General features: G+C 65.9%; 11 protein-coding genes. 3 read left to right on the plus strand and 8 right to left on the minus strand.

Annotation, left to right across the window (positions count from 1 at the left end):
* Positions 1 to 27: 27 nt before the first annotated feature.
* The 7 genes from BM43_RS03765 to BM43_RS03795 all read right to left on the minus strand — a co-directional run bounded on the left by BM43_RS03765 (position 28) and on the right by BM43_RS03795 (position 7,346).
* Positions 28 to 987 carry a dihydrodipicolinate synthase family protein gene (locus tag BM43_RS03765; protein ID WP_036056802.1) on the minus strand — a complete coding sequence of 320 codons (960 nt, stop codon included), beginning with the start codon at positions 985 to 987 and terminating at the stop codon, positions 28 to 30.
* A 38-nt stretch (positions 988 to 1,025) separates the two neighbouring features.
* Positions 1,026 to 2,345 carry an MFS transporter gene (locus tag BM43_RS03770; RefSeq protein WP_036035657.1) on the minus strand — a complete coding sequence of 440 codons (1,320 nt, stop codon included), beginning with the start codon at positions 2,343 to 2,345 and terminating at the stop codon, positions 1,026 to 1,028.
* A 58-nt stretch (positions 2,346 to 2,403) separates the two neighbouring features.
* Positions 2,404 to 3,324, minus strand: a complete 921-nt coding sequence (rbsK, locus tag BM43_RS03775) for a ribokinase (RefSeq protein ID WP_080742187.1) — start codon at positions 3,322 to 3,324, stop codon at positions 2,404 to 2,406.
* Between the two features lie 249 nt (positions 3,325 to 3,573).
* Positions 3,574 to 3,801, minus strand: coding sequence for a hypothetical protein (locus BM43_RS03780; protein ID WP_230676447.1), 228 nt, complete (start codon positions 3,799 to 3,801; stop codon positions 3,574 to 3,576).
* Positions 3,802 to 3,962: 161 nt separating this feature from the next.
* Positions 3,963 to 4,718, minus strand: a complete 756-nt coding sequence (locus BM43_RS03785) for a hypothetical protein (RefSeq protein ID WP_036056798.1) — start codon at positions 4,716 to 4,718, stop codon at positions 3,963 to 3,965.
* Positions 4,719 to 4,903: 185 nt separating this feature from the next.
* The gene (locus BM43_RS03790) at positions 4,904 to 6,286 is read right to left on the minus strand and encodes an HdeD family acid-resistance protein (protein WP_036057378.1); all 1,383 of its coding nucleotides are present in this window, start codon (positions 6,284 to 6,286) and stop codon (positions 4,904 to 4,906) included.
* 286 nt (positions 6,287 to 6,572) lie between these two features.
* On the minus strand, positions 6,573 to 7,346 hold the full coding sequence (locus BM43_RS03795; protein WP_036056796.1) for an SDR family oxidoreductase: 774 nt from the start codon (positions 7,344 to 7,346) through the stop codon (positions 6,573 to 6,575).
* 165 nt (positions 7,347 to 7,511) lie between these two features.
* On the opposite strand from BM43_RS03795, the gene BM43_RS03800 reads away from it, so the two are divergent.
* The 3 genes from BM43_RS03800 (at position 7,512) to BM43_RS03810 (ending at position 11,784) form a co-directional block, all read left to right on the plus strand.
* On the plus strand, positions 7,512 to 8,417 hold the full coding sequence (locus BM43_RS03800; RefSeq protein WP_036056794.1) for a LysR family transcriptional regulator: 906 nt from the start codon (positions 7,512 to 7,514) through the stop codon (positions 8,415 to 8,417).
* Between the two features lie 531 nt (positions 8,418 to 8,948).
* A complete protein-coding gene (locus BM43_RS03805) occupies positions 8,949 to 9,992 on the plus strand; it encodes an ABC transporter substrate-binding protein (RefSeq protein ID WP_036035644.1) in 1,044 nt (347 codons plus the stop codon).
* 103 nt (positions 9,993 to 10,095) lie between these two features.
* Entirely contained in the window at positions 10,096 to 11,784 is a 1,689-nt protein-coding gene (locus BM43_RS03810; RefSeq protein ID WP_042286028.1) for a GMC family oxidoreductase, read from the plus strand.
* A gap of 58 nt (positions 11,785 to 11,842) precedes the next feature.
* Here BM43_RS03810 and BM43_RS03815 read toward each other — a convergent pair whose 3' ends face one another.
* Positions 11,843 to 13,270, minus strand: coding sequence for an aldehyde dehydrogenase family protein (locus tag BM43_RS03815; protein ID WP_036056792.1), 1,428 nt, complete (start codon positions 13,268 to 13,270; stop codon positions 11,843 to 11,845).
* Positions 13,271 to 13,302 lie beyond the last annotated feature (32 nt).

Below are 13,302 nucleotides of genomic sequence, written 5' to 3' on the forward strand. Positions count from 1 at the left end.
ACCCGCTGCGGGCCGGGCAGCGCCTGGTCAGGCCGCGGCGGCGATGCGCGCGCGGAAATGCTCGGTGCCCTCGACGATCTTGTCGAGCACGGCATCGAGCGCCCAGAAGCGTTCGCGTACGTCGTAGTCGATCACGCGGCAGCGGATCGACTGGAAGGTGCCGATGCGCTGGTGATAGATCTTCGCGAGAGCCGGGTAGCCGAGCGCTTCGGACACCGCTGACAGCACCAGGAAGGTCGAAAGCTCCTGCGCCAGCGCGGGGTTCTCGTCGGCACGATTGCGCAGCCAGTGGTACAGGTCGGGATGGAAGTTCGTGAACACGCCGTTGAATCCGCCCGAGCCGGCCTTCATCGCATCCCAGGCGATCGCGGCGTTCGCGTTGAGGACCGTCATCGGCGAGCCCTGGGCCAGCGCGACGCGGCGCTTGACCGTGTCGAGATCGCAGCTGACGTCCTTGAGCATCACGAAGCGGCCCGTATCGATGCACAGCTTGAGCTCGTCGTCGGACAGCAGGCGCCGGTAGGGCGCCGGGCATTCGTACAGGCCCAAGGCAATGTCCGACGGCAGGCGCTTGATCAGCCGGCGCAGGTTCGCCGCGAACGCCTCGGTGCCTTCACGGCGCGGATCGAGCCGATTCGTCACCAGCACGATGCCGTCCGCGCCGGTTGCGGCCGCAGCGTTCAACTCCTCGGCCTGTGCATCGGGGTCGTCGCTGATGTGGCCTGACACCACCACCGGCACGCGGCCCGCCACGCGCTCGACCACGAAGCGGCCCAGCGCGGCACGCTCGGCCAGGCTCAGGAATTGCATTTCGCTGGACTGGGCGACCGCGAACAGCGCGTCGCTGCCGTGCGCGAGATACCACTCGATCAGCCGTTCGAGCCCGGCGTAGTCGATCGCGCCGTCCTGGTCGAACGGCGTCAGCATGACCGGAACGATGCCTTCGATGGATTGCGACGCGCGTGTCGCGCAGAGGGGGGATGTCATGTCGATGTCCTGCCGTGTGAGGAGTGAATAGAGGCAGCTCAAGCCGGCGCACGGGCCGTGCTGCCGGGTTGCGCTTCGCCCTCGATCGGCTTGCGCACCAGGAACAGGTAGCTCATCGCGCCGACGAAGGCGATCGCGGCGGCGGTCAGCAGGGCCGGCACGAAGGACCAGGCCTGCGCGATGTAGCCGGTGAGGATGGGTGCCAGGGCGCCGCCGAGAAAACCGCCGAAATTCTGGATCGCGCCGAGCGAGCCGACGCGATTGGGTGGCGCCGCGGCCGTCGCGAGCGCCCAGGAGCAGGCCGAGGCCGCATTGGCCAGGAAGATCACCACCGAGATGCAGACGATGGCGACCGTATTGCTTTCCACCAGCGCAGCCGGCACCGTGAATGCCACCATGCCGAGCATCGCGATCACCACCGCGTTGCGCCGGCTCGCCACCGGCGAGGTGCTGCGCTTCGTGATGAGGTCGGAGAACCAGCCGGCGCACAGTGCGCCGAGAAAGCCGCAGAAGAAGGGCAGCGAGGCGGCCATGCCGGTATGGATCAGCGTCATGTGGCGCTGCATGGTCAGATAACCGGGCAGCCAGGTCAGGTAGACCCAGTTCAGGTAGACCGAGCCGAAGAAGCCGATCAGCATGCCCCAGGTGGTCAGGTTCGAGAACAGGGCACGCCAGTCGGCGAAGCTCAGGTGTTCGGCGGCCTGCGTCTTTGCCGTGTCGCCCTGCAGATAACGGGCTTCCTCGGCCGTCAGCACCGACGGGTTCGGGTCGCGATAGACGGCAAGCCAGATCACCGCGACGACCAGGCCGAGCGCGCCGGTGGCGATGAAGGCCCAGCGCCAGTGGAACTCGGCGACCAGGATCGACAGGCAGAGCGGGGCGAGCGCGGTGCCCAGCGGCGAGGCGGAATTGAAGATCCCGGTGGGCTTGCCGCGCGAGCGCAGCGGAAACCAGTTGCTCACCACGCGCGCGGCGGACGGAAACTGCGGCGACTCGCCGATGCCCAGCACGATGCGCGCGACGATGAACCAGCCGAAGGTCGAGACCAGGCCGCCCGCCGCCTGCGCGAGCGACCAGACGATCAGGCCGATGCCGAGCAGCCGGCGCGGCCCGATGCGATCGACGAGGCCGCCGACCGGCAGCTGGAACAGGGCGTAGCTCCACGAGAACGCCGACAGCAGCAGCCCCATTTCACCGAGCGAGAGGCCGAGGTCCTTGCGGATCAGCGGATTGGCCACCGCCAGCGTGCCCCGGTCCAGGTAGTTGACGATGCCGCTCACCATCAGCAGCGTGAGGGCCACGATCTGGGCGCGGCGCACGCGGGGTGGGGCCTGCTCGGGCGTGAGGCTTGGCTTCATGCTGTCGTCTCCATGCGTTTTCTTGTTGGGCTGCGGCGCTGGTCGCGTGCAGTCGGGGCTACCGGGCGGCGAGGGCGGGCGCGGTTCGCGCCCGGACCTCGGCCTGCGTCGGAATGGATGCCTGCGCGCCCTGGCGCGTGACGCTGAGCGCGGCGGCCTGCTGGCCGAATTCGATCGCGTCGCGCAGGCTCGCGCCGCGCACGTGCTCGGCGGCGAAACCGCCCACGAAGGTGTCGCCGGCGGCGGTGGTGTCGATCGCCTCGACACGTGGCGCGGGCAGATGGCCGGCCTCGTCGCCGCGCGCATACCAGGCGCCCTGCGCGCCGAGCGTGACGATCACCGTCTTCACCCCTTTGGCGAGCAGGCATGCCGCGGCTTCGCGGGCGGCGGCAGGGCCATCGACGGGCAGGCCGGTCAGCAGTTGGGCTTCGGTCTCGTTGAGGATCAGGAAGTCGACCTGCCGGTAGAGCGCATCCGGAAGCGGTTGCGCCGGCGCGGGGTTCAGCAGCACCGGCGTGCCGGCTCGCGCGGCGAGCGCCACGGCGCGCAGGACCGTATCGAGCGGCACCTCGAGCTGGCAGATCAGCAGGCAGGCGGCGTCGATGACGTCCCGTGCCGCCTCGACGTGATCGGGGGCGAGGCGGGCGTTGGCGCCCGGGGACACCACGATCGTGTTCGCGCCGTCCTCGGCCACCGTGATGACGGCGGTGCCGCTTGCGACGTCGGCAACCGTGTGCAAATGGGCGGTGTCGATGCCTTCCGCTTGCAGACCGTCCCGAAGCTGCACGCCGAAATCGTCGGCGCCGAGGCAGCCGAGCATCGCCACCGACGCACCCAGGCGCGCCGCGGCCACGGCCTGGTTGGCGCCCTTGCCACCGCCGAAAGTCGCCAGATCCCCGCCCAGCAAGGTCTCCCCGCGTGCGGGAAGACGCTTCGCCTGCACCGCGAGATCCATGTTCGCGCTGCCGACGACAAGGATCGAGGCCGGTATTTGCCGATTCGTCAGCGCAATGTTAGCGCTTACATTTTGGGGCGTTTGAGGATTCGACATATCAAATCGGTGCGGAAATGAATGAAGGTGTGGACGTGTTAGCGCTTACATTGATGTTGCCGGAGCATAGCAGGGGAGCGGCAACGGCGGGGAGTAGGGGAACTCCTTAAGCCAACAGGCTCCGGGTTCCCCTGGATAAGACCGTCAAGCGGTGCCGGTCGAGCGCTGCCCGGCAGGTCAGTTGCGAACGATCTGATCCCAACCCGCCATCGCCATCTCGGCGATGGCTTGGAGTTCTGCTCTTTCGGCGCCATCCCGCGCTCGGATCGCCATGCCGCTCTGGACTGTCTGGAGGAACCTCGCGAGCTTCACGACATCCGGTGATCCCGGAAATTCGCCTTCGGCGGCGGCCTTCTCGAAGCGCGACAAGAGCACGTCGAACGCGCCGCCCCGTGTGGTCCGCATCAGCTCAGCGAGTTCGGTATGGCCATCGCTTCCGACCGTGTGCCGGCGCGCGGGTGGGGACCCGGGGCGCTTCGCATTCGGCTGCGTGACGTTCGGGCTGGTGGACGGGGCTGCGACGAGGGGCGCCCTGTTCGCGAGGCCGCGCCCTTCTCAGGCGTCGATCAGCCGCCGCGCTTCAGATTCGCGTTGTTGGCCAGCTTTTCAAGTTCCTCGGTGAACAACTGGTATCTGGGGTTGTCGTTGACCATGGCCTGGCGTTGCTGGACCTCGCTCCAGGCTGCCGGGGTCTGATTCTTCGCGGCTTTCTTCTGCTCCAGCATTCCCCACTTCTTCCGGTAGTAAATGGTCCAACTCTTGATCTCGGGCTTCTGGGTGACCAGCAGTTCGAGTTTGGCGTAGCACGACTTCGGCTTGCCCGGCAGGTTGTCGCTGGCCTTGGGGCCATCGTGGATGGTGCAGGGGCTGTCGGACAGATAAAGCCGGACTTCGTCGGGCTCCTCGCGGTTGAAGTGCGTGCCGTACTGCTTGATCATCTCGTCCCAGCCCATGATGACGCGTTCCTCGGCATGGCCCACGCCACCGTCATCGTCCCCGCCCATCCCTTGCCGCCCGACATAGTCGGCAATCTTTTCGTTAATGGTGCGCCTCACGGCGTTGAAATTGCTGGCCTCGAGCTTGGTCATGGGGCCGATCGGCTTGCTGCGGGCGTTGACCTCGTCGAGACTGCTCTTCAGCTCGTTGCCGATGACCTGCAGGGTGTTTTGTGTCGAGATGGTCACCCAGAAGCGCTTGTTGCCGGAGCTGCGGTTGCCCAGCTCGGCAATGGCCCAAACCCGGTTCTTGCCGATGCTGTTTCTCGCGATATTCGCGAAGGCCTGGCCCAGTTCGTCGAACGAGGCGAGAAGATTGGGTAGCACGTTGTTTCTCCTGGGTGACATTGCGATCGATACCGTTTCGTGTCCAGAACAGCGCAACAGGCGGATTTATTCCATGCCGGCATCGTTTCCGACTTGCCGCTGCGTGACGGGAGCGAAGCCTAGGGGTTGCGCGCGAGCAGCTCCGCGTTCCCGTGGCGATCGACTGCAAGGACCCACGCCCGGCGTCAGTTGCGCGCGCCGGTAGTCAGCGAATCTTGTTTTCGCCACGCCTTCCGGCGCTGTGTCATCACGGACAGCGCACCTCGCGCAACCTTCCACCACGCGAATGGACGAGGATCTGCGAGCATGCTCAACGCCCGCGCATAATCCAGCGTAAGCCCCGGCGTCCATGCCATCGTGACCGCGCGTTTCCGGATTTGCGCGGCAACCCACAGCTCCGGCGTGGCCAGGATTCGCAGGAAACTTGCCCACCCGTTTTTTCCGCCGCGCAAGCGCGAGGCGGCGCCGTCGATCGCTGCCTCCAGCGCGTTGGATACCGTGCTCGAGCAATTGCGGTAGGTCAGGTTGTAGGTCGTATCTGCCCGATAGCGTTCCCAGAACGCTTGTAATTTCTCGGGATCATAGTTGCGAATACGCACGCGCACCGTTGACGGGCACCACGCATTCGATTCGGTCGCGTAGTCGGGCTGAAACATTCCCGGCACGTTGTTTTCTTGTGTCGCGCGCAGGATTCGTCCGAACTCGTCGGGTGATCGGTCGATTTCGACGCCAGGGTAGAGGCTGATGTAGATGCCTTCGGGCGACTCCAGCGCCGCATGTCCCGTCGAGATAACCCCATTCGCATCGACGGCCGCAATGTATCGATCGACAACCGGATGACGTTGCGCGGGCGCCCTCGACGAACCGGTAGGCGTCCAAACGTGTACGGTCAATGCAGGCTCGTCGTCTCCCGGGGGACCTTCCCAACCCGATTCGGTAAAGATCCGGCTGGCACTGGACTCATCTTGGTCAGGGCGCGGCGCGGACTGCCGCGACGTATCGAGTGCTGGATTGACGGCCAAACGGCGCACGCGCGCGGCGAGCGTGATCAGGTTGAGGCCGCCGAAGAATAGAAACAGGCCGAGGCAGTACGGTAGCGTGCCGACATAGTGTGTCGGATACGGTTGATAGAAAAAGATCGCGAGCAGGATTTCGACGACGCCCCAGGAGAAGGCGATTTTCCAGCGTCGATACCGGACGATCCACGCGGAAATACACTGCAAGAGCCCATCGACGAGAAACAACGTACCGAAGATCATCGACAGTACGAAATTGCCGTGGTGGTGGCCGGCGAAGATCAGCATCGCGGCTCCAACGACGGCCAATCCCTTCACATAACGTAACGCCCGTTGTCCGCCGACGCCGGTCTGTGCGACGGCGAGCGTTGCCAATCCCTCCAGAAGAAACAACCAGGCGAAGAAATTGATGGGGAAATAAGTCGCGTTGTCGAGTGCGTCGACAAACACGACGATGCCGGCAATCAGCCAAATGATGCCAATTGCGAGGAGGGCGCGAGCGCGTTTGCGAAGATAGTCGATTCCGAGCAGCAGCAATACCAGTCGAACCATCATGATCCTCTCGTGCGATCGGTAAATTCCATCCCGGCGATCGTATTGCAATCCAGATTGGGTTTCAACGTGCTTTCACGGGAGGCAAGCTGCGGTCGGCGTTTGAATTCGATGCGCTTCAATATCGAGGCTTTCGATCGGCCAGGTCGAGGCGGCGCCGCCCTGACCCGCCGGGCGATTTTCTACCGGTTGAAACGCGAGAGCATGGCCTCGAACAATCGAAGATGCCGAAGCCCGCGCGATGCGCGCCAACGCCGGGGCGAATCCATCTCGGCGTTATGGCGACTTACTTCGTGGTATATCCACCGTTGATGAGTATGGTCTGACCGGTGATCCACCAGCCGTCGGTCACGAGATGACGGATAAACGGCACGACGTCCTCGATATCGGTCAATCCCGTTTTTGAAAACCCCGAGAGGGCAGCCGCCGTCTTGTGATACGAAACGGCGTCCGCGCCTTCGGCGGGATAGAAAAACGGCGTATCCATCGGGCCGGGTCCCACGGCGGTCACCGAAATGCCTCGCGCGCCGAACTCCTTCGCAGCCGCGCGCGTGAAGTGCTCGACAGGCGCCTTCGTGCCGGCATAGGCCGCATAGAAGGGGGTGAATGCGCCGAGCAGGGAGGTGACGAGAGTGACGATCTTCCCATTGTCGTTCACATGGCGGCCGGCTTCGCGCAAGAAGAAAAACGCCGATTTCGAATTCACTGCGGCCATCTCGTCGTATTCGGCCTCGTCGATTTCCGTGAATGGCTTTTTCAGCACTTTGCCGACCGTGTTGATTGCGATGTCCGGTCGTCCGACCGCCGCGACGGCATCCGCGAACAGCTTCTCCATTGCCGCGGCACTCGTGAGGTCGGCCTGCAGCGCAATGGCTTGCGCGCCGGATTGCTTGACCGCTGCGACGGTGTCATCGGCGGCCTGCTTCGTGCCGGCGCTGTTGTAATGGATCACGACCGCCTTCGCACCCTCTCGAGCCAGGTCGCGCGCGATAAGCCCACCGAGGTTCTTTGCGCCTCCCGCAACGAGTACCGTTTTGCCACGAATGTCATGGTTTGCCATCTCTTGCTCCAGTCTGCATGACAGCCCAATGCCGTCACCCGTACTGGATGGTATAGTTCGATTTATTCTCTATAAAGGCTATATTTATGGATGGATATGTCAGGGATTTCGACCAATCAGGGCGTCGATTTTAGCTATCGAACGAGCATGGGCTAGTCGAAAAGCATGGACCGTATCGATCTGTTTCGGGTATTCACCCGCGTCGTGGAGTGCTCGAACTTCACCCGCGCCGCGGATACGCTCGGGATGCCGCGCTCCTCGGTGTCGGCCGCGGTTCAAGAGCTGGAGAACCGTGTCGGCACCCGCTTGCTGAATCGCACGACGCGTCGGGTCACGACGACCCAGGACGGCGCCGCCTTCTACGAACGCTGTCTGCGGCTGATGGCCGACATGGACGAAACGGAGAACTTGTTCCGTTCATCGGCCTTTGCTGCCGCAGGCACGTTGCGCATCGAGATGCCCGGTCGGATTGGGCGCTTGATCGTCGCCCCCGCGCTCCCCGCCTTCCTCGAGGCACATCCTCAAATCGATATCGAAATGGGTGCAACGGATCGACCGGTCGATTTGATCGAGGAACGGATCGATTGCGCGCTGCGCGTTGGCACCCTCAAGGAATCCGAGCTCATTGCGCGGCCCATCGGAGAGCTCGCGCTCATCAACGTCGCCAGTCCTACCTATCTTGCTCGCCACGGTATTCCGCGTAATCCCGGCGACCTCGCCAACCACACGTCGGTCGGGTATGCCTCTCCGTCCAATGGACGGCCTGTGCCGTGGGAATGGATCGAGGGCGATGCGACGCACACGCTGGGGGTCAAGGCGCGCGTAACCGCCAACAATGCCGAGACGTATATCGCTTGTTGCCTGACTGGCCTCGGGCTTATCCAGATACCCGCCTACGATGTCGAGGCCCATATCCGCGCCGGAGAGCTCGTGGAGGTGCTCAGCGAGTATCGTCCCGCACCGATGCCGGTTACCTTGCTTTATCCGCATCGGCAGCACCTGTCTCGGCGCTTGCAGGTATTCGCCGACTGGCTCGTGGAACTCGTGAGAAGTCGCTGCTGTGAGCAGTGAGGAAACGATTGACGGGAAGCAGGCGAGGCCGTCCGGATATCGGAATGGGGATGCAAGCAGTTCGCGGGTCACGTCTTTGGCGAGCGCGATCCGTTCGCGCTCGACCCGAAGCCATTCCCGTCAGTGGGCGCGTCGGCGATCGATCGGAAAGTCATACGAAATCGGTATCCGCGGGAGCGTCTGGACATTGCGCGCTGGGCCGCTGCCCCGCCGCTGACGGTGACATCGCGCGGCGTCCGACGTCGCGCGCCGCTCGACGGGCTGTACGTGCAGGCCAATCGCGAAGAAGGCCTGCACCGCGGCGGCTGGCCCTGGCCACCGTCCTTGCCGTGCGTTCCCCGCCTGCACGCCGCCCCATCGGCTCGGGGCATTACATCAGGTCATGACGGCCACAACAATTTCGGCGTTGTCCGCCGTAAATTGGCTCTCTATATTCGAATCGACCCGATGATCGAATGCCCGATGCGGCGCGCCACTGAAGCCCCGCGCCGGACGACGTTTCCACTTCCAACGTGTCGAGGAAGATTCGCGATGAGAATCAACCGTTTGTGTCAGGCTGCCATAACACTCGCGATCGCCAGCGCGAACGCCGCGCCGGCATTCGCCGCCGGCCAGATCACCTTCGTTTCGCAGGGCGGCGCCTATCAGGAGGCGCAAACCAAGGCCATTCTCGATCCGGCCGCCAAGCAGCTCGGCATCACGATCAACCAGGACAGCATCCCCGACGCCTGGCCACAGATCAAGGCGCAGGGCGCCACCGGCAAGCCGATCTGGGACGTGGTGGACACGCCCACCTCGAACTGCCTGCGCGGCGGCCACGATGGCCTGATCGAGAAGCTCGACTATTCGAAGATGCCCAATGCGGCCTCGATCCCCGAGAAATACCGCACGCCGTATTCGGTGCCGTACGAGTTCTATTCGAGCGTGATCGGCTACAACAGGAAGACCGTCAAGAAAGTGCCGCACAGTTGGGCCGACTTCTGGAACGTGAAGGGTTTCCCCGGCACGCGCGCGCTGCGCAACGATCCGCAGACGACGCTCGAGGCCGCGCTACTGGCCGACGGCGTGCCGCGCGACAAGCTATACCCGCTCGACGTGGACCGTGCGTTTCGCAAGCTCGCGCAGATCAAGCCCGACATTGCCGTGTGGTGGACCTCGGGCGGCCAGTCGGCGCAGTTGCTGCACGACGGCGAGGTGGACATGGAGATGATCTGGAACGGTCGCGCGAGCGCGGTGGCCAAGGACAATCCCGACATCGTGTTCACCTACGAGGACGGCATCCTGCAGAACACCCAACTGTGCATCCTGAAGAACGCGCCGAATCTCGCCAACGCGGTGCGCTTCGTGGACGCGGCCGTGTCGCCGGACCTGCAGGCCAACCTGCCAAAGTACATCGATTACGGCCCGGGCAACCCGGCCGCCTACGCCGGCAACAAGATCTCGGCACAGCGCGCGGCGGAATTGCCGAGCTCGCCGGCGAACGCGGCCAAGCAGGCGCTGATGTCGGAGACGTGGTGGGCCTCGCCGGCCGGCATCGACGCGAAGGCACGCTGGCTCAAGTTCATGCAGCAGTGAAGAGGGCCGGCGCGGCGCGCGCTCGATATGCGCCGTACCGTGTCTTTCAGGGTTCCCCGATCTTCCGGTGGTGCCGCGTGGCGTTTCTCACCCGTCCTTCATCGTGTATGACTATCTGATCCTGGGTGGTGGTTCGGCCGGCTGCGTGCTGGCCGCTCGGTTGTCCGAGGACGCCACCGCCTCGGTCTGCCTCGTCGAGGCCGGCCGCAATGTCGAGGCTGCAACCTTGCCGCCCGAGATGCGCAGCCGCTACCCGGGCCGCGCCTACCTCGACACGCGCAACCTCTGGGTACGCCTGCAGGCGCGCATGAGCGAGCTGGCCGCGCCTCGTCGCTACGAGCAGGCGCGCGTGCTCGGCGGCGGCTCCGCGATCAATGCGCTGATGGCGAATCGCGGCGCCCCGGCCGATTACGACGAATGGGAGGCGCTCGGCGCGGCCGGCTGGAACTGGGCCGCCTGCCTGCCATATTTCCTGAAGCTCGAGCACGACGTCGATTTCGCGGGCCCGCTGCATGGCGCGAGCGGCCCGCTGCGCGTGCGTCGCGCGCCGCCCGAGCGACTCTCGCCATTCGTGCGCGTCGTGCTCGACGCGCTCGGCCGCCAGGGCCATCCACTGCGCCTGGATCAGAACGGGGCGTGGGAAGACGGCGCGTTCATCGGCGCGATCGCGGTCAGCGACCGGGGGGAGCGCATTCCTACCTCGGTCTGCTATCTCGACGACGCCGTGCGCGCGCGCTCGAACCTCGCGATACTGACCGACACGCAGGTGAAGCGTGTGCGCTTCGAGGGCCGCCGCGCGGTGGGCGCGGAGATGCTGCGTGCCGACGGCAGCCGTGCCGTGTTGTCGGCACGGCAGGTGATCGTCAGCGCCGGCGCGATCCACAGCCCGACGCTGCTGATGCGAAGCGGGGTGGGGCCGGCCGACGTGCTGCACGAGCACGGCATCTCCGTGGTGGCCGCACGCGATGGCGTGGGTCGCAATCTCATGGAGCATCCGTCTATCGCGGTGTCGGCGTTCCTGCCGCGCGAGATGCGCACGCCGTTTCCAGACGAGCATCACGAGCAGGCTATCGTTCGTTATTCTTCGGGGCTGCCCGGCACGCCGCCCGGCGACATGCACGGCGCGATCCTGTCGCGCTCGGGTTGGCACTCGATCGGGTACCGGCTCGGCACGATGTTCTTCTGGGTCAACAAATCGTATTCGCGCGGACGGGTCACACTGGCCTCGACCGATTCGGGCCACGAACCGAACGTGGCGTTCTCGATGCTGTCGGACGCACGCGATCTCGAACGGCTCAAGGGCGCGTTGCGCTTCGGCGCGTGCACGCTGGCCGAGCCGGGGCTGGCCGCGCGGCTGGGGCCCCGCTTCCCGTCGAGCTATTCGCCGCGAGTGGCGGCCGTGGCACTGCCAGGCAGATGGAACGCGTGGCGGCGAGGCGCGCTAAGCGGGCTGCTCGACGCGGCGGGGCCGTTGCGCGGCGCGCTGATCGAGCGGGTGGTCACACAGGGCGTGTCGCTGGCTACGCTGCTGGCCGACGATGCCGCGCTTACCGAGTTCGTCACACGTTCGGTGGGGGGCACCTGGCATCCGTCGGGCACCTGCCGGATGGGCGCGGCCGACGACGCGATGGCCGTGACCGGCGCCGACGGCGCGGTGCATGGCGTGGACGCGCTCACCGTGTGTGATGCCTCGCTCATGCCGTCGATCCCTTGCGCGAACACCAACGTGCCGACCATCATGGTCGCCGAGCGCATCGCCGACATGTTGCTGGCGAAGTCCAGGCAAGGCTGACCGAACGCCGGCGGGATGCGCGGGCAGCGGGCGCGACGCGTTCGCCGCCGCCGCGTGCTCAACCGCCGTAGCCGACCACGCCCTTCACCTCGAGAAATGCCTCGAGGCCCCATTCCGCATATTCGCGGCCGTTGCCCGACTGCTTGTAGCCGCCGAACGGCGCGCCCGCGTCCCAGGCCGGATAGTTCAGGTACACGCTGCCCGCGCGCAGCCGCAAGGCCAGGCGGCGCGCGCGCTCGAGGTCGCCGGACTGCACGTAGGCGGCCAGGCCGTAGGGGCTGTCGTTGGCGATCGCGATCGCCTCCTCTTCGTCGCGATAGGGCAAGATCGCCAGCACCGGCCCGAAGATCTCCTCGCGCGCGATTGTCATGTCAGGGCGTACGTTCGCGAATACGGTGGGCCGCACGAAATAGCCGCGCCTCAGATCGCCGGGCCGGCCCGGGCCACCGGCCACCAGCTGCGCGCCGTCGGCGATGCCGGTTTCGATCAGGCACTGGATTCGTTCGTACTGCGTGGCGTTGATGACCGGTCCCATGGTGCTGCCGTCCATCCCGGGCGGGCCCACGCGATGCGCGTGGGCGGCGCGCCGCGCGATCTCTACCGCCTCGTCGTGGCGCGCGGCTGGCACCAGCATGCGGGTGGGCGCGTTGCACGACTGGCCGCTGTTGCTGAAGCAACTGTCCACGCCTGACGTCACGGCGGTTTCGAAGTCGGCGTCGTCTAGCAGCAGGTTCGCGGATTTGCCGCCGAGCTCCTGGTGCACGCGCTTGACGCCGGGCGCGGCCAGCGTGGCGACCTGGATGCCGGCGCGCGTCGAGCCGGTGAACGACACCATGTCCACCTCGGGATGCGCGCACAGCGCGGCGCCCACGCCGGGGCCGTCGCCGTGCACGAGGTTGAACACGCCCGGCGGCACGCCCGCTTCGTGCAGCACCTCGGCGAACAGCGCGGCGTCGAGCGGCGACACCTCGCTCGGCTTGAGCACCATCGTGCAGCCGGCCGCGATCGCGGGCCCCACCTTGCAGACGATCTGGTTGATCGGCCAGTTCCACGGCGTGATCAGCGCCACCACGCCGAGCGGCTCGTGGCGGATCAACGTGGTGCCCTTCATGCGCTCCCACCGGAACCGCTCGCAGGTGCGCAACAGTTCCTCGAGATGGCGCTGGCCGAGCCCGGCCTGCCAGTCGGCGGCCAGCGCCGGCGGCGCGCCGAGTTCGTGCGACAACAGGAGCGAGAATTCGTCGTAGCGGCGCAGATAGATCTCGAGCACGCGGCGCAGCAGCGCGACGCGTTCGTGCGGCGCTGTCTGCGAGAAGCTCGCGAACGCGCGCCGCGCGGCGGCCACGGCACGCTCGACGTCGTGTGCGTCGCCGAGCGCGACCTCGGCATACGGCGTTTCGGTGCAGGGATCGACGACGGGCAGGCGCGCGTCGCCGTGCGGCGCGACCCACACGCCGTCGATGTAGAAGTGCAGGGCATCCGTCATGCGGCGGGTTCCGTCGGGTTGGGGAGTTCGCG

It is taken from the genome of Burkholderia gladioli, from assembly GCF_000959725.1.
GTDB lineage: Bacteria > Pseudomonadota > Gammaproteobacteria > Burkholderiales > Burkholderiaceae > Burkholderia > Burkholderia gladioli.

What these genes read in the sequence shown, in the direction of transcription:
- BM43_RS03765 (WP_036056802.1), bottom strand. Translation starts at nt 987, where the DNA reads ATGACATCCCCCCTCTGCGCGACACGCGCGTCGCAATCCATCGAAGGC.
- BM43_RS03770 (WP_036035657.1), bottom strand. Translation starts at nt 2,345, where the DNA reads ATGAAGCCAAGCCTCACGCCCGAGCAGGCCCCACCCCGCGTGCGCCGC.
- BM43_RS03780 (WP_230676447.1), bottom strand. Translation starts at nt 3,801, where the DNA reads ATGCGGACCACACGGGGCGGCGCGTTCGACGTGCTCTTGTCGCGCTTC.
- BM43_RS03790 (WP_036057378.1), bottom strand. Translation starts at nt 6,286, where the DNA reads ATGGTTCGACTGGTATTGCTGCTGCTCGGAATCGACTATCTTCGCAAA.
- BM43_RS03795 (WP_036056796.1), bottom strand. Translation starts at nt 7,346, where the DNA reads ATGGCAAACCATGACATTCGTGGCAAAACGGTACTCGTTGCGGGAGGC.
- BM43_RS03800 (WP_036056794.1), top strand. Translation starts at nt 7,512, where the DNA reads ATGGACCGTATCGATCTGTTTCGGGTATTCACCCGCGTCGTGGAGTGC.
- BM43_RS03805 (WP_036035644.1), top strand. Translation starts at nt 8,949, where the DNA reads ATGAGAATCAACCGTTTGTGTCAGGCTGCCATAACACTCGCGATCGCC.
- BM43_RS03815 (WP_036056792.1), bottom strand. Translation starts at nt 13,270, where the DNA reads ATGACGGATGCCCTGCACTTCTACATCGACGGCGTGTGGGTCGCGCCG.